We start from the raw sequence: 15,348 nt of genomic DNA on the forward strand, positions 1-15,348 counted from the left end.
GCCTCGACCGCCACGCGACCACCACACCCCGTACGGCGGCCGGACGAAGGCCGCTCCGCCGCACGGGGGAGGAGCCCCGTCCCATGGCATGACGAGCCGCCGGGCCCGGCGCGCCAGAGTCGTGTCCATGCCTGACCACTCCGAACGCCGGGCCCGCCGGCGCCGCATCCTCGCCCGGCTGGCCGTCGTCGCCTGTCTGCCGTACCTGGTACTGAAACTGCTCTGGGTCGCCGGAGCCGACGTCGGGGTGCGGGACCTCGGCAGCCTGTCGCGGGCACAGTGGATCGCGGCCAACGCGGTGACATTCGGGATGGACGCGATCGCGGCGCTGATCGCCCACGTCCTGACCCGGCCCGGAGGACGGCACGTGCGCGCGTGGCCGATCCTCTTCCCGATGTGGGTGGCGACGGGCATGCTCGTCGCGCTGATGATCGCCCTGCCGGTCGGCCAAGGCGTCATCGCGGCGACCGGCGCGGAGAATCCGGCCCTGTCCGACGACATGCTCAGGCCCTGGGTGTTCGGCGTCGTCTACGGCGGGCTCTGCGCCGAAGGGCTGGTCCTCCTCGCGGCGTTCGCCCTGTACGCCGACGAGCGCTGGGGAAGACTGCTGCGTACCCGCGTCCGGGACCTGACCGATCCGGCCGGCACCCAGGGCATGCAGCGGGTGCTCACCGGGCTCGCCCTGGGATTCCTCGTCTGCTCGGGAGCCCTTCGCCTGCTGTGGGGACTGGGCTCCGACCTCGGCATGAACGCGGAGTGGACCGCCCACCGCAACGCCATCGGCCGCACCGGCGACCTGGTCCACGGCCTGGGCGCGCTGGCCGGGGCGGCCGGCCTGTACGCGCTGGTGTTCCGCCGATGGGGACGGGTCCGGGTGGGCGTGCCGCTGGCCATGGCCTGGACGGGAGTGGGCGTCGCCTTCGGGTCCGGCGGCTGGATGGACGTGGGCCGCTCGCCGGACACATCGGCCCTGCTGGGCGTCGGCAACACCGCCGACCTGATCGCCGGCCTGCTCGCCCTGTGCGTCGGCTGCTTCGCACTGACGGAACTGACGGCGAGCGAGAGCGCGTTGCCCCCCTCGTCTCCCCAACCCGACGTTCATCGCGGCACCGCCGCCGGGGCCGGCCCGGCTCCGAGCCCGCACGGGGGAGCGCCGCGTAACACAAGCCGAGCCCCCGGTCCTTCTTGCCCGACGCTCACCGCATCGCCGTCAGTGGGGCGGCCCGGCTTTCCGTCCGCACAGTGAGCGGGCCGACGCCGCCGGCCTCTCGGCGCTCCCTCCGTGCCCCGGCTTCGGCCGACAAGAGCCCCGGTCGGACCGGGCGGCGCAGGCGGTGCGGGCTCGGACCGGCGACCGGCGCTCAGCCGACCCTCGCGCGGCCGGACAGCGTCGTCATCCACACCCAACGCGCCGCGAGCACAGGCCGAGCCCCCGGCCCCACCTCAGCGGCCCAGCGCCTCCAGATGGCGCAGGACGGCCACCACCCGACGGTCCACCTCGTCGTCGGGCGGCAGACCGAGCTTCGCGAAGATCTTCCTGATGTGTTTCTGCACGGCGTTGTCACTGACGCCGAGGCGACGGGCGAGGGCCGCGTTGCCCAGCCCCTGCGCCATCAGGGCCAGGACCTCGCGTTCGCGCGCGGTCAGGCCGGCGACGGCGTCCACGGCCCGCCGCCGCGCGAGCAGCCGGGAGACCACCTCGGGGTCGATGGCGGTGCCGCCGCCCGCCACGCGGCGCAGCGCGTCGACGAACTCCTCGACCCGGCCCACCCGTTCCTTCAGCAGGTAGCCGATCCCCGCCGCACCGTCCGCCAGCAGCTCGGTGGCGAACGACTGCTCGGCGTGCGCGGACAGGATGAGCACCGCGGGCGGGTGCGGGAACCGCCGGACGCGGACGGCGGCCCGGATGCCCTCGTCGGTGTGCGTGGGCGGCATCCGGACGTCCACGACGGCGACGTCGGGCCGGTGGGCGGCCACCGCGTCCGACAGGTCGTCCGGGTGCGCCACCGCCGCCGCGACGTCGCAGCCCTCGGCCGTCAGCAGCGCGGCCAGCCCCTCCCGGATCAGAGTGTCGTCGTCGGCGATCACCACGCGCACGGCAGCTCCACCTCCACCACGGTCGGCCCGCCGACCGGGCTGGTGAACGCCAGGCTCCCGTCCAGGGCCTCCACACGGTGCCGCATCCCGGCCAGCCCGGTACCGCCCGCGCGTCCCGCCCCCTCGGGTGCCCGCTCCCGGGCACCGCCGCGGCCGTCGTCGTGGACCCGGACGCGCAGGACGTCCCCCGCGCGCCGGATCGTCACCTCCGCCCGGGCGGCCCCGCTGTGCCGGACGACGTTGGCCAGCGCCTCGGCCACGACGTGGTACGCCGTCGCCGCGGCGGAGGCGGACGGCTGCCCGAGCGGCCCGACGTCGACCCGGCAGGGCACCGCGCACTCGGCCGCCAGCCCCGCCACGGCTCCGTCCAGCCCCCGCTCCTCCAGAACGGAGGGGAACACGCCGCGCCCCACCGCGCGCAGCTCGGCCAGCGCTTCCTCGACGGCCGTCTGGGCGCGCTCCAGCTGCCCGTCCGCCCGGCCGGCGTCCCGGACGCCGGCCCGCCGGGCGGTCCCGATCAACAGGGCCGCGCCCACCAGCCGGTTCTGCACCGTGTCATGCAACGCCCGCTCGATCCGGCGGAGTTCGGCGGCGTGCGCGCGCAGGGCGGCGGCCCTGCTCGCCGTGACCTCGGCGATCCGCCGCGTCAGATCGACGCTCGGATGCGGGCCGAGCAGCCGGGCCGCCGCCCGCTCCTGCGACCGGGCGAGACGCGGCAGGAGCAGGGCCGTCACGACGCACCAGCCCAGCCCCTCCACGCCCACGGCCACCGCCACCGGCCAGCCCTCGGCCCGGAACCCGAGCCCGGAGGTCGCCATGGAGCGGGGGAGCAGCCACCAGTAGAGCGGGTAGGCGGTCTCCCGCACCACCAGGACCGGCAGCAACAGGCCGAGGAGACCGGCCGGCAGCCCCGAGACGCCATGCCGCAGCGCCCACCGGGCGTCCCGGCCCGTCGCGGGATCCGCCAGCACGGCCCGGAACCGGGCCACCGGACCGAGCCCGGGCGCGGGCGTCGCATAGGGGGCGACGATCATCCGGCCCCGGCGGGCCTGCCGTCGGCGCTCGCGCCCGGCGGCGGCACGCAGCGCGCGCGGCACGGTCGGCAGCAGCACCACCCCCACGCCCACGGGGCAGAGGAGGACGACCAGCACCGCCCAGGACAGGGCGGCGAGCGCGCCCAGCGCGGTCCCCAGACCACCGGCGAGCCGGCCGAGCGCGGCGACCACGGTCGCGGTCCCGTTGCGTATCCCGTCGAACGGCAAAGGCCGCCCCAACAAAGCCGTTTGACTGATCACCCGTGCACTGTAGGCCGGGACGGGCCGCCGTCGACAGGGCGGGGAAGAGGCGGGGACGGCCGGCCGGCGGGCGGCCGTGCACGGGGTACCGCTGACGGTACCGGGGATCCGGGTGGCCGCCCGAGCGCGCCGCGGCCCTCCCGCGGCACAGACTGCCGGGACGGACGTCCCCCCGGCGCGCGGACAAGGCGATATGGCAGCCGCGCGCCCCCGACGAAAGGACCCCACATGTCTTCCGAAACCGCACCGGAACCCCGGCGGGGGCCCGCCCCACGCGCCCGGCGGGCACTGCGGACCGCCGCCGCCCTGGGCGCGGTGGCCCTCGCCCTGGCAGGGGGACCCGCGGGCGCCGTTCCCGACGGGAGCGCCGGCGCCGGCACCCCCGCACCGGCCTGGCGGGACTGCGGGACCAAGGACGGGATGCCGGCCCAGTGCGCCGAACTCCCCGTCCCCGTCGACCACGCCCGGCCGGACGGCCCGCGCATCCGGCTGAGACTGGAGCGGATCCCCGCCGCCCGCCCGTCGGCCCGGCGGGAACCCCCGATCCTCCTCATCCCCGGCGGCCCCGGCCTGGGCATCGCGTACCTGCGGGAGATCGGTCCCCTGATGAAGCTTCAGCGGTGGCGGGAGAACCGCGACGTGGTGCTGTTCGACCCGCGCGGGGTCGGCGGCAGCGCCGCGATGCGCTGCGACCGGCCCGCACCCGACCGGCCCTCGGCGATCACCTCACAGGCGGCGCTCGACGCGACGGCCGCCGCGAACCGCGCGTTCGCCGAGAGCTGCCTGCGCCGGACCGGCGAACCGGCGAGGCACCTCTCCGCCGACGACACCGCCCAGGACATCGAGGTCCTCCGCAAGGCCATCGGGCAGCGCGACGGCCTCGTGGCCTACGCCGGTTCCTACGGCACCGTCTTCGCCGCCGCCTACCTCGACCGCTACCGGCGGCACCCACCGCGGGCACTGGTCCTCGACGGCCTGGTCGACCACTCGGTGGACCTCCCCGAGTTCGCCGCCCGCAACGCGGCCGGCGTGGAGAACGCCTTCACCCGGTTCACCCGCTGGTGCGCGGAGAACAGCGCCTGCGCCCTGCACGGCCGGGACGCCGGAGCCGTCTTCGACCGGCTGGCCGCCGCCCCCTCCCTGCCCGCCCCCGGCGCCGGCCGGCGGATCACCGGCGACGACGTGCGGAAGGCGGCGGCCCGCCACATGAGCGGCGGGCGACTGGAGGACTACGGCTGGCCCCGCCTCGCCCGCTCGCTGCGCGCCGCCGCCGACGGCGACGCCTCGGGCTTCGCGCACCCGCTCGGCGGCGACAAGGACGCGGGAACGGAGGGCCTCACCCGGGCGGTGCTGTGCTCGGACTTCCCCATGCCGTCCCGGTACCGCGCCCTGTCCGAACACACCGACCGCCTCCGCCGCACGGCACCCCGCTTCGGCGCCACGGTCTTCTGGGACGTCGCCGGAGACTGCGCCGGACACCCGTCACCGGTCACCGATCCGCCGCGCGTGCCCCGGGTCTCCCCGCGCTCCGGAATCCTCCTCGCCAACAACCTCCACGACCCGGCCACCCCCCTGACCAACGCCCTCGCCGTCCTGCGCCGGCTCCCGCCCACCACCCGGGTCCTGCTGGCCGACGCCGACGGACACGGCGCCGCCTACACCTCACCGTGCGCGAACGAAAAGCTCCTGCGTTACCTGAACGACCCGGCCGGGCAGCCGCCGTACACCGTCTGCTCCGCGGAGAGCTGACGGGGACCGGAGGGGTGGCCGCCGGCCGTCGGCCACCCCTCCGCGTCCCCCTACCGGGTCACTCCTCGCCGAGCGGCCGAATGAACTCCAGGGTCCAGGTCTCCTGGAACTCCGGCTGCGGCGCCGTGAGTTGGATCTGCGCGCCGCGGTGGCCGGCGCGCAGGGCGAGGCCCTTGTCGGAGAGGATCTTCACCCCGCCGATGACGCGCTCGAACGTGAACTGCGCCCACTCCGGACGGGGAGCGGCGTTCACCCACAACTTGTCCTCCTGGACCACGAGGCCGGCCTCCCCGTGATACGCCAGGTGGATCACATAGGGCGCGCCCGGCACGGGCTCGGCGGGCTCGACGGCCCACTCCTGCTCGATCGGGAGCGGGTTCAGCCGGTCGGTGATGACGGGAGCGCCGTGCTTGAGGGCGTGCTCGGTGGCGGTCAGCAGGGACGTCGGGCCGATGATGTGGGCGTGGACCTTGTAGATTCCGGGTTTCACCGGGATGGGAGCCATGGCGGGGTTCCTCTCTCGCGGTCCGTGCGCCGACGGCCGGTCGCCGCCGGGCGCGTCCCCCCATCTCACGGTGTCCGGGCGCCCGACACAGCGCCGGATGCGGCCAAGCCGAGAACGCACGAAACCGATCGGTCACCTTTGCGAACATCGTCCCCGTGAGCGCGAACGGCGGACGGACGGGTGGCCTTTTCCGTCACCCGGTGGCCGACACGCCCTCGACGGTCGACAGCACCGACGGCGAGGGGGCCACCCGGGACGGACGCGGACCGGCCGCTCCGAAGAGGACCCGGAAATCCCGCTCCGTGCGCTCCCTGCCGGCGTCTTGCCCACGTGCGGCTCGTTCCGCGCGGGACGACGGCGTCGACGACGAGGACCCGGCCGCCCGGCCGCATCCCGGCACCGCGACGGGCACGCTCTCCGTCCCGGACATCGCGGCCGTCCCGCCGTGGAACACGGCGGCCGTCTCGCCGGCACGCGCGAAATGATCGAAGAACGGCACGCCGATGGCATGGCCGAAAACGATCCGCCGTCCTCCGGACAGCGGGTCACCTCCCCCGCTGGCCGCCACACCGTCGGATCGGTGAGCACCGGCACCGCCGACCGTACGGACACGGGCATCACGCACCACGCCCCGTTACCTTTTCCGTGGCCCCGCAACGGGGCGCCTGGCCCCCGGGCTCGGTATGGCTGTGTGCCCCCTGTCGAAGTACATGACCTGGGGGGTGTTGCCGCCGGGCTTCGGGGCACCGCTTGACCGCTGATGAGGGGCCTGACGACCACTCTGGTTCGGCGCAATGCCGGACCGCTTCACGGGTGGCATGTCTGCGTAACGTGGTTGCCGGCGTGTGGTGCCGCAGGGACGGCCGGGAGTTGGGGAGACGAGTGGCGAGGGGCACGCGCACATGGTCGACACGACCGCGACAGATCTCTTCCTCGGCCTGGACCTGGGCAAGGAGTTCCACCACGCCCACGGCCGGACCGGGGACGGCAGGACCGTGCACGACAAGCGGCTGCCCAACACCGAGCCGAAACTGCTGGAGCTGTTCACCAAGCTGGTGGCGAAGTTCGGTACCGTCCTGGTGATCGTGGACCAGGTCGCCAACATCGGCGCGCTGCCGCTGACGGTGGCCCGCGCGAGCGGGTGCCGGGTGGCCTACCTGCCGGGACTGTCGATGCGGCGGGCCGCCGACCTGCATCCCGGTGAGGCCAAGACAGACGCCCGCGACGCGTTCGTGATCGCCGAGACCGCCCGGACCATGCCGCACACCTTGCGCGCGGTGGACCGTGACGACGAGGTACTGGCCGAGCTGACCATGCTCACCGGCTACGACAACGACCTGGCCGGCGAGGTGAACCGCACCACCAACCGGCTGCGCGGCCTGCTCTCCCAGATCCACCCCTCCCTGGAACGCGTGCTCGGCCCGCGCCTGGCCTACCCCTACGTCCAAGCCCTCCTGGCCCGGCACGGCTCCCCGGCGAAGCTGAAGAGACTCGGCCGGGCCCGCTGCGAGGCCCTGCTCAAAGCGCACGGCTCGCGCAAGGCGAAGCAGCTGGCCGGGGAGATCTCCGACGCGCTGGCCGAGCAGACTCTCGTCGTTCCCGGCACCGAGGCGTCCGCGCTGATCGTTCCGGGCCTGGCCGCTCAGCTCGCCGCCGCCCACACCCAGCGACAGGCCACCGAGCAGGAGATCGCCGCCCTGCTGGAGGCCCTCCCTCTTTTCCACCTCCTGACGTCCCTGCCCGGCATGGGCGTCAGGACCACCGCCGCGGTGATCGTCGCGATCGGTGACGGCACCGGCTTCCCCACCGCCGGACACCTCGCCTCCTACGCCGGACTCGCCCCCGCAACGAAGTCCTCGGGCACCTCCATCCGCGGCGAGCACGCTCCCCACCGCGGCAACCGGCTCCTCAAACGCGCCCTGTTCCAGGCCGCGTTCGCCGCGACCGGCTGCAAGAGCGACCCGTCCTCGCGGATCTACTACGACCGCCAGCGAACCCGCGGCAAGACTCACACCCAGGCGATCCTCCGCCTGGCCCGGCAACGCGTGAACGTCATCCACGCGATGATCCGCAACGGCACCCTCTACGAACCCCGCGCCCTCGACCTCGCTGCCTGACACCCACCCCACCCCCTGCCTCTTCCAGCCCGCTCCATCCCGTCACCGGCACGGCCACCCCCGCCACGCCGGCCACCGCCCTGCCCGCACCGCACCCGAGCCGCCGGGAACATCCCGCTTCGCGGGACGTTCCCGAAAACCAGCACGAACCCCTACGAACCAGCCCCGCCAGGGTTGACGAAACAGATAGGGGCACCCCCCCACGGCCAGGGCGCCCCCCCCGCCGAAGGACCGGATCACGACGAAGGCCCGGATCACCACGCCTCCGGATCCCGTACGTTCGCCCCATGCCGCGCCACCCGAACCGACCCCGCCGCCTGGTCGCCGACGGCCGGTCGTACCTGTGGACGCTCCGCCACAGCCATCGCGCGCCGGGCGGCGGCGGCTCGCCGGGCTGCCGTCAGACCCTCACGCTGTACCCGCAGCCGGCCGGTACCGGCGGTGCGCTGCGGGTCGTCTTCGCCGAGGGCCCCGGCCGGTACGTCCCCGGCGGGGCGCCGCTGGGCTCCGGGGACGTGGGGCATGTCCGGGGCGCCTCCCTCAACCTGCACGAACCGGGTGCCGTCCGCGCCCTGTTGGACGCGGCGACGGTCCGCGGGTGGCGGCCGGGGGAGCGGCGGGCGGTGACGGTCGACGGCTGGTCGCTGCTGGACGCGGCGGCCGCCGCGTCCAGCAGCGACCAGCCGGGGGGACGGCGATGCAGGACTGTCAGTGCCGACGGGTACGGTGGGTGGTGCCATCGAGATCACCACACCAGGGGGGAGCCATGACCGCGGAACCGAAGGTGCCGTCCCGGGCAACCGCGGGCGGTGAAGCGCCCGTTCCCACGCCGGCCGAGGACCCGGCCGCGATCCTCGCGGAGCAGCAGGCCCTGCAGGCCGAGGCCGACGAAGCGGTCGGCGACCTGGGGCTGGCCGGACTGCTGGCGAAGTGCGGCGAGCCCGTGCGCGTGGGCAGTTCGGCGCTGGGGCTGATGGTGCGCCGGGACATCGACATCACCGTGGTCTGCCCGGACCTGGGCGCGGGCGCCCCCAAGGCCGTCGCGGACATCGGCGCCGCGCTGGCGGTGCACGACAGGGTCCGGCAGGTCCGCTTCCGCGACGACACCGGCCACTGGAACACCGACCCGATGTACCCGGACGGCCTCTACCTGGGCGTGGAGTACCGCTCGGCGGCCGGCCGGGAGTGGACGCTCGACATCTGGTTCGTCGACGAGCCCGACCGCCAGCCCGACCTCGCGCACGTCCGCGCCCTGCCGCCACGGCTGACCGACGCGCACCGCGTCCGTATCCTCCGGATCAAGCGGGCGCTCGCCGCGCGGCCCGGGGACGGCACCCCCGGTTACGACGTCTACCGCGCGGTCCTCGACCACGAGGTCACGACGCCCGAGGAGTTCGACGCCTGGCGCACCGGCACGGCCGGGTGACCGTGGGAGGAGGCACAACGGGCGTACGCCCCCTCCCACGTGCTCACGCCCGCCGCACCGCGCCGGGTCAGACGGCCGGGGCGACGGGGGTGTACTCCAGCCGCGGGAAGTAGTCCTCCATCGTGCCCTCCCGGCGCACGTCCCACGTCGCGCAGTGCAGCGACCCGCCGTACTCGAAGACGTCCCGGAACGGCACCGGAAGCACCTCGAAACCCAGCTTGTCCAGCAGGTCGTGCAGCGGCTTCTCCCGCTCCTCGCAGACGACCGTGCTCGGGGAGACGCTGAGCACGTTCATCGACAGCCACTTGGAGGACTGGCAGTAGCGCGGCATCTCGTCGTTCGCGGACGTCGGCTGCGGCGCCTCGACCAGCTCCCAGCCGTTGTCGTGGAACATCCGCTCCTCGCCCTCCCGCAGCGGCCGCTCCGGATTGGTGAGCACCAGCCCCGGACGCAGCGGTACGAAGGTGCAGTCGATGTGGGAGGGGAAGAAGTCGAGCGGGAAGTGCACCGGGTGCACCCGGAAGCCCCGCGGCTCCAGATGGCGCCTGAGCCAGTGGATGCCGGCCCGGTTGGTGGTCATCGACTCCTGCACCAGGACGTCACGGCCGAAGCGGCTCATGTCGGCGGCGTCGAAGACCACTTCGTCCTGGGTGACGCAGAACTCCGAGTTGTGCATCTCGGCGTGGCGCTTCTCCAGCGGCCACTCCCAGAAGTCCTCCCGGTACATGGCGTCGGCCATGGACGGCTTGGGCGCGACCGTCCACGCGACGCGGGGATCGGCGTTCCAGTACGAGTAGACCAGCTTCCGGTACGCCTGGTACTCGAAGTAGCGGGCCCGCCGCGACATGGTGGCCTCGACGATCTCGTTGCCCAACGTGATCATCACGTCGCGCGGGCACACCACGCAGTACTGGTTGGCCACTTCGAACGTCGGCGTCTTCAGCGGGCGCGTGAGGTCGAGGGCGTCCGGGCGGCGCACCGTGACGCCCTGCCCCTGGAGCACCCGCACCAGGCCGTCCAGCTGCTCGTTGGCCCGGTCGACCATCTCGGCCGGCTTCGGGCCGGTGGGGAAGGGCTCGTCCGAGTCGCGCAGCGCCGGACGGTAGCCGGGTTCGGCCGGCTCGAAGCAGGCGCGGTCGGCGACGCCGACGATGATCTCCCGCAACGGGTCCCATTCGTTCCAGGAGTTGACCAGGGGAAGGGGAGTGGAGTGATTCATGCCGTACACCTTTCGTCGTCCGGTTCACACGGCGGGAGAGGGGGAGCGGAAGGAAGACCGAGGGGGAAGGCGCGCAGGCCCGGCTCGCCCAGGCCGGCCGCCGCACGCGCGCACGCCGGCCCGGCCCGGTGGTCCGGCGGGCCGCCGGGCACGGCCTCGACGCGCACCGCGCCCACCGCCAGGGACGCCGACGGCGTGGCCGCCACCAACTCCCGCACCAGCCGCTCCAGATCGGCGTGGGTGATGGTGTCGAGACCCGGCAGGCGCTCCTGCACCGCGCGGTGGTGGAGGTAGAGCGGGAAGTCGGGCAGGGCGGCCCGCAGCCCGAGACCGGAGGCGTGCCGGGGGTTGAGCTCCGTGGCGGTGAAGCCGTCCGGGGTGAGCAGCCCGTCCACGCTGAACAGCCCGCGGTAGCCGGTCGCCCGGACCAGCTCCGTGCCCGCGCGGCGCGCCGCCCCCCGGATGTCGTCCTCGGCCGCCGCCCCCGGCCGCCAGAACGTGGACGAGCCGCAGAACAGCAACCGCCCGGTGGCCGGGTCGCCGAGCGTGACGATCTCGATGGGCGAGAACACCGCCACTCCGTCGGCCAGGGCCATGCCCAGCACACTGCACGGCACGCCGTCCACGAAGCGGGCGACGCGCACCCGCTCCGCCCGGCCGGCGAAGTCCCCGACGACGCCCGGGAGCCGCCCGGGGTCGGGCACCCAGCGCAGCCCCAGCGCGTCCCCGACATGGCCGCGCGTCGAATCGGCCGCCACCACGACCCCGGCCGCCCCGGCCGCCCCGGCCGCCCCGGCCACCTCGGCCACCCGGTCCGCCCAGGCCCCACCGGCCGTCCCGGCCACCCGATCCGCCCCGGGCCCACTGGCCACCCCGGCCGCATCCGTCGCCCCGGCCATCCGATCCGTCCCGAGCCCGCCGGCCACCCCAGCCGACCCACCCGCCCCCACCATCCCGGCCACCCGCCCCACGCCCGACGCCACCCGCGACAACTCGTCCACGGCCGCCACGAAATGCGGCGGCGAGGCCACCCCGGCCGCCTCCCACATCCGGTCGATCGTCGTCTTGTCCTCGACGGCGGCCCACTCCGGCCGCCGCCACCCGTGCACCGGACGCCCGCAGAACTCCGCCACGCCGGTGCGGGGCGTCCCCAGCGCCACCCAAGCGCGCGCCGGATCCAGGCCGTCCAGCCAGTCCCGCACGCCCGCCGACGGGTCCCGCAGCCACGCCTCGAACTCCGGACGCGTCAACTCCCCTTCCGAGTCCGAGCAGTACCAGCCCGGACCGACCCGCGGCGCCCCGGGCCCCGGCCCGGTACGCGCGACGACGGCACCCACCTCGGCGCCGCACACCCGCAGTTCGTCGACCAGCGAACGGGCCCGGTGATCGAAGTCGTCGAGCAGCAGCACCGCCCGGCGCCCGGCCCAGAACCGCCGCAGCGCCCGGGTGACCGTCTCGGTGAGTTCCGTGGGGTTCATGCCTCTCCCTTCCGGCCGGCGGCGGCGGGGCGCGCCGCGCGCACCGCCGTCCTGTCCAGCCCGCGGTACACGACGGCGGCCACCAGCAGCGCACAGGCCATCACCAGCCACGGCGTGCCGCCGGACACCGAGAACAACAGCGTGTGCACGGCCGGGCCGAGCGCCCCCGACACCCCCCAGACCAACTGGTAGAAGGCGCTGTAGCGGCCGGCGTCCGAGGACGACGCGAAGGACAGCACGATGGTCATGGCCACCGCCCCGAACAGCGCCTCCCCGAGGCTGAACAGCAGGACCAGCCCCGCCACCAGCGCCGCGGCCCCCGCCGTGCCGAACCGCCCGGCCGCCACCAGCCCGCCCAGACCCGCCGCGATCAACACAGCGGCCACCGCCATCAACCGCATCGGCGACCGCTCCCGCCCCAGCCGCAGCGCCAGCGGCTGGAACGCCGGAATGGCCACGCACGAGAGCACGTACGCCGCCGGCGGCGTCCACACCGGCATCTCCAGCCACCGCAGATACACCGGCAGGATCGAGTCGAAGGCGACGCTGGAGAGCGTGATGGCGAGCGTCGCCCCCGTGAACGCGAGGAAGCGGCGGTTCGCGAGCACCGTACGGTACGAGGCCGCGGGCACGTCGCCCCCGCTCGCGGCCGGCACGGGCGGCACCCGGCGCCCGGTCACCCGGAACAGCACCCCCGCGACGGCGAAACTCGCCGCGTTGACCAGCGGGATGCTGTGCCACAGCGCCGTCCCGCCACGATCCTCGAAGGACGCCCCCAGCGCCACACCCAGCGCACCCACACCAAGACCCACATTGCGCAGGCTGTTCAGCAGCGCGAACATGCCGCGCCGCGCCTGCTCGGCCGAGGTGACCACGGCCACCAGCCCGCCGTGCGCCGCCCAGTACAGGCGGTCGCCGAAGCTCACCGCGAAGGCGACGGCGGCCACGGCGGCCGGCCGGTCGGCGGCCAGATAGCAGGGGAACGCGGCGGCGCGGAGCGCGCAACTGAGCGTCGCCGCGCGGAACGGACCCATCCGGTCGGCGAGCGCGCCCACCGCCAGCCCGCCGGCCAGCAGCGCGGCCAGCGACCCGGTACTGAGCGCGGCCCCCGCCGAGGTGAGCGCCATCCCCTGCCCGTACGTGAAGTACAGCAGGGAGAAGGTGATCCACACACCGCTGCCCAGCGCGTCCACGACCATGGCCGTCATGAACCCGCGGCCGGGCGCCACCCCGGTCACCCCCATCGGACGGCCCCGGCCCACCAGTCGTCGACCTCCCGCAGCACATCCTCCAGAGGACGCCCGTCGTCGACGCGGAAGACCAGCTCGGCGACGCGGTCCGTGCTGGACGCGGGCCCCCCGTAGCGCGCCCCCACCCGGCCGTGGGCGGTATAGCGGACGGTGCTGGGGAGCGGGCAGCGGGCGGGAAGGCGCCGCAGCACACCGGCCCGCGGCGGGAACCAGGCCCAGCCGTGCCGCGCCCGCCCGCCGGCCACCTCGACGTCGCGGATCCGCCCGGCCTGCCCGCGCAACTGGGCCGCGTACGGATTGACCCCGGTGGTGAGCTCGAACGCCTCGGGGATGCCGCAGCCCCCCGGCCGGCAGGCGATCTCGCACAGCACGATCCCGTCGTCCGGCGTGTGGAAGAACTCGGCGTGGAAGGCCGTCACCTCCGCCACCGGCGGCAGCGCGGCGACGGTGTCGGCGGCGGCCGCGCACAGCCGCTTCGCCACCGGCTCGTCCGCCGGCAGCATGCCGCTGACACTCGGGACACCGCGCACGGCGGTGTCCAGATTGGAGTGCAGATAACGCGAGGCGACGGAGTGCAGCACACGCCCGCCGGCCATCAGCCCGTCCACATGGCACACCACCCCGTCGACGAACCGCTCCACGAGCAGCCCCTCTCCGGTCGGCGGGCAAGCCGCCGCCGAGGCGTCGCGCAGCACCCGCACCCCCACCGAGCCGCCCCCGTCGGCCGGCTTCACCACCACCGGGAACCCGTGCCGCGCGGCGAAGGAGCGGACACCGTCCGCGTCGTCCACCCGCGCCATCGGCGCCACGGGCACACCGCCCCGCGCGGCCAGGCGCTTCATCCGGTACTTGTCCCGGTAGGCCAGGGCGCTCCCGACCGACTGGCCCGGCAGCCCGTGCCGCTCCCGGGCCCGCGCCGCGCGCACGACGTCGATCTCCGCCGTGGTCAGCACCCGTTCGATCCGGTGAGCACGGCAGAGCGCGTCGACGACACGGTCCACTGCGGCGTCGTCCTCGTAGTCCGGCACGGTCTCCACGTGCCGGAAATCCCGGAGCGGCACCCCCGCAGCCGCCGAGGCCGCCGTGACGACGACCAGCGAGGCGGCGGGCAGCCAGCCCGGCACGTCCGACAGGATGGTCCTGCGGTTGAGCAGCAGCAACGCCATGGACGGCCCTCGTCATCGCTGGGTCATGAGCTGGCGCAGCGCCGTCGTGGCGTAACTGCCGGAGGGGAGCTGGAAACCCAGCTCGACCGCCCGGCGGCCCGGGAAGGCGTCGTCCGGGCCGTGCGCGCCGACCGTCACCAGGGTCTGGACCACCGTCGGCCGCACGACCCGGTGCTCCTCGGGACCGTCCGCCCACGTGTAGCGGGTGTACGCCAGCTCGGGGCAGCGCGCCTGCAGGGCCGCCGCCTCCCGCGCGCCGGCCGGGAAGCGGTAGGGCAGACCGTCCACCGTCACGTCCCGGGCGTGCTCGGCACCGATCAGCCCGCGGACCTCGGCGTTCCACCGGTACGACGAGTGCGCCGCCAGATAGAAGGCGACCGTGCGCGGGTCGAGCGAGCGGAAGAAGTCCTCGTCGGGGCCCGTCCAGTCGCGCGCGGAGGCGCTTTCGGGCGCGCCGAGCCCGGCGAGCTCGTGCCGGGCCCGCGCCCACTCCTCGTCCAGGAGCGCGGCGCCGACGAGATGGGTGCGCTTGGGGCCGCCGGGCACGCCGAAGCGCTGGGTGTCGTAGTAGTTGACGAACAGCAGGTTGATCCGGCGCCGCCCGGCGAGCCGTCCGGCGGCACCGTCGTCCAGGTCGCGCAGGACCACGCGGAAGGCATTGCCCTCCAGCCCGCCGACGGCCAGCGGCTCGTGCCCGTACCCGTAGTGCGCCAGCCGTAACCGCCGCTCCCCGTCCGGGAATTCGGGGAGCCCGTCGGCGAGCGCCCGCGCGGGGACGGACAGCAGCTGCTCGGTCACCCCGTCCTCGTCCTTGAGCCCGGCGTACCGCACCTCCCGGCCGGCGACGCCGATGCGGTCGGCGAGCAGGCGGACGGCTTCCATGGTGGTGTAGCCGCGCTTGTGCAGCAGGAGGTAGCGGTGTGCGGCCGAGGCGTCGTCGGTGAGCGGGACGACGAGGTTCTCGCGGACGCGGAAGTCCTCGGGACGGTGCTTGAGTACGAACAACGTGGTCTCCTCGCGGGAAGTCGTGGCCGCCACACGCCGGG

General features: G+C 74.8%; 13 protein-coding genes and 1 pseudogene. 6 read left to right on the forward strand and 8 right to left on the reverse strand.

Annotation, left to right across the window (positions count from 1 at the left end):
- The first annotated feature begins 127 nt into the window (after positions 1–127).
- On the forward strand, positions 128–1,246 hold the full coding sequence (locus J7W19_RS32345) for a hypothetical protein (RefSeq protein WP_201768274.1): 1,119 nt from the start codon (positions 128–130) through the stop codon (positions 1,244–1,246).
- Positions 1,247–1,443: 197 nt separating this feature from the next.
- Here J7W19_RS32345 and J7W19_RS32350 read toward each other — a convergent pair whose 3' ends face one another.
- Entirely contained in the window at positions 1,444–2,097 is a 654-nt protein-coding gene (locus tag J7W19_RS32350) for a response regulator transcription factor (RefSeq protein WP_004955437.1), read from the reverse strand.
- The gene (locus J7W19_RS32355) at positions 2,085–3,392 is read right to left on the reverse strand and encodes a sensor histidine kinase (protein WP_233478208.1); all 1,308 of its coding nucleotides are present in this window, start codon (positions 3,390–3,392) and stop codon (positions 2,085–2,087) included. The genes J7W19_RS32350 and J7W19_RS32355 overlap by 13 nt, the downstream gene beginning before the upstream one ends.
- A gap of 228 nt (positions 3,393–3,620) precedes the next feature.
- Here J7W19_RS32355 and J7W19_RS32360 point away from each other — a divergent pair, with 228 nt between their 5' ends.
- Positions 3,621–5,141 (forward strand): alpha/beta fold hydrolase, encoded by a 1,521-nt coding sequence (locus J7W19_RS32360; protein ID WP_004955440.1) that lies wholly within the window; start codon positions 3,621–3,623, stop codon positions 5,139–5,141.
- Between the two features lie 58 nt (positions 5,142–5,199).
- Here the strand turns inward: J7W19_RS32360 and J7W19_RS32365 are convergent, their stop codons facing one another.
- Positions 5,200–5,646, reverse strand: a complete 447-nt coding sequence (locus J7W19_RS32365) for a hypothetical protein (protein ID WP_004955443.1) — start codon at positions 5,644–5,646, stop codon at positions 5,200–5,202.
- A gap of 200 nt (positions 5,647–5,846) precedes the next feature.
- Between J7W19_RS32365 and J7W19_RS32370 the strand changes: the two genes are divergently transcribed.
- The 4 genes and pseudogenes from J7W19_RS32370 to J7W19_RS32385 all read left to right on the forward strand — a co-directional run bounded on the left by J7W19_RS32370 (position 5,847) and on the right by J7W19_RS32385 (position 9,189).
- Positions 5,847–6,131 (forward strand): hypothetical protein, encoded by a 285-nt coding sequence (locus J7W19_RS32370; RefSeq protein ID WP_004955445.1) that lies wholly within the window; start codon positions 5,847–5,849, stop codon positions 6,129–6,131.
- 417 nt (positions 6,132–6,548) lie between these two features.
- Positions 6,549–7,763 carry an IS110 family RNA-guided transposase gene (locus tag J7W19_RS32375; protein ID WP_004956465.1) on the forward strand — a complete coding sequence of 405 codons (1,215 nt, stop codon included), beginning with the start codon at positions 6,549–6,551 and terminating at the stop codon, positions 7,761–7,763.
- 287 nt (positions 7,764–8,050) lie between these two features.
- Positions 8,051–8,431: pseudogene (locus tag J7W19_RS32380) on the forward strand (hypothetical protein); the annotation flags it as partial.
- Positions 8,432–8,529: 98 nt separating this feature from the next.
- On the forward strand, positions 8,530–9,189 hold the full coding sequence (locus J7W19_RS32385) for a hypothetical protein (protein ID WP_004956342.1): 660 nt from the start codon (positions 8,530–8,532) through the stop codon (positions 9,187–9,189).
- A gap of 67 nt (positions 9,190–9,256) precedes the next feature.
- Here the strand turns inward: J7W19_RS32385 and J7W19_RS32390 are convergent, their stop codons facing one another.
- From J7W19_RS32390 to truD, 5 genes are read right to left on the reverse strand one after another with little or no spacing between them, the layout of a single operon-like run.
- Complete coding sequence (locus J7W19_RS32390) at positions 9,257–10,408, reverse strand: arginine deiminase family protein (RefSeq protein WP_004956345.1); 1,152 nt, start codon at positions 10,406–10,408, stop codon at positions 9,257–9,259.
- Positions 10,405–11,886, reverse strand: a complete 1,482-nt coding sequence (locus tag J7W19_RS33330) for a hypothetical protein (protein WP_233478209.1) — start codon at positions 11,884–11,886, stop codon at positions 10,405–10,407. Before J7W19_RS33330 ends, J7W19_RS32390 begins: the two co-directional genes overlap by 4 nt.
- A complete protein-coding gene (locus J7W19_RS32400) occupies positions 11,883–13,115 on the reverse strand; it encodes an MFS transporter (RefSeq protein WP_233478210.1) in 1,233 nt (410 codons plus the stop codon). Before J7W19_RS32400 ends, J7W19_RS33330 begins: the two co-directional genes overlap by 4 nt.
- A gap of 5 nt (positions 13,116–13,120) precedes the next feature.
- Positions 13,121–14,302: an ATP-grasp domain-containing protein gene (locus J7W19_RS32405; protein ID WP_004951447.1), complete on the reverse strand. Its 1,182-nt coding sequence runs from the start codon at positions 14,300–14,302 to the stop codon at positions 13,121–13,123.
- Between the two features lie 12 nt (positions 14,303–14,314).
- Positions 14,315–15,307, reverse strand: a complete 993-nt coding sequence (gene truD / locus J7W19_RS32410) for a tRNA pseudouridine(13) synthase TruD (RefSeq protein ID WP_106429726.1) — start codon at positions 15,305–15,307, stop codon at positions 14,315–14,317.
- Positions 15,308–15,348: the final 41 nt, after the last annotated feature.

This window comes from Streptomyces mobaraensis NBRC 13819 = DSM 40847, from assembly GCF_017916255.1.
In the GTDB taxonomy this organism is placed as follows: Bacteria; Actinomycetota; Actinomycetes; order Streptomycetales; family Streptomycetaceae; genus Streptomyces; species Streptomyces mobaraensis.

Bases quoted from the DNA above. Each gene is read 5' to 3' on its own strand.
- J7W19_RS32345 (WP_201768274.1), top strand. From the start codon at position 128: ATGCCTGACCACTCCGAACGCCGGGCCCGCCGGCGCCGCATCCTCGCC.
- J7W19_RS32360 (WP_004955440.1), top strand. From the start codon at position 3,621: ATGTCTTCCGAAACCGCACCGGAACCCCGGCGGGGGCCCGCCCCACGC.
- J7W19_RS32365 (WP_004955443.1), bottom strand. From the start codon at position 5,646: ATGGCTCCCATCCCGGTGAAACCCGGAATCTACAAGGTCCACGCCCAC.
- J7W19_RS32375 (WP_004956465.1), top strand. From the start codon at position 6,549: ATGGTCGACACGACCGCGACAGATCTCTTCCTCGGCCTGGACCTGGGC.
- J7W19_RS32385 (WP_004956342.1), top strand. From the start codon at position 8,530: ATGACCGCGGAACCGAAGGTGCCGTCCCGGGCAACCGCGGGCGGTGAA.
- J7W19_RS32390 (WP_004956345.1), bottom strand. From the start codon at position 10,408: ATGAATCACTCCACTCCCCTTCCCCTGGTCAACTCCTGGAACGAATGG.
- J7W19_RS33330 (WP_233478209.1), bottom strand. From the start codon at position 11,886: ATGAACCCCACGGAACTCACCGAGACGGTCACCCGGGCGCTGCGGCGG.
- J7W19_RS32405 (WP_004951447.1), bottom strand. From the start codon at position 14,302: ATGGCGTTGCTGCTGCTCAACCGCAGGACCATCCTGTCGGACGTGCCG.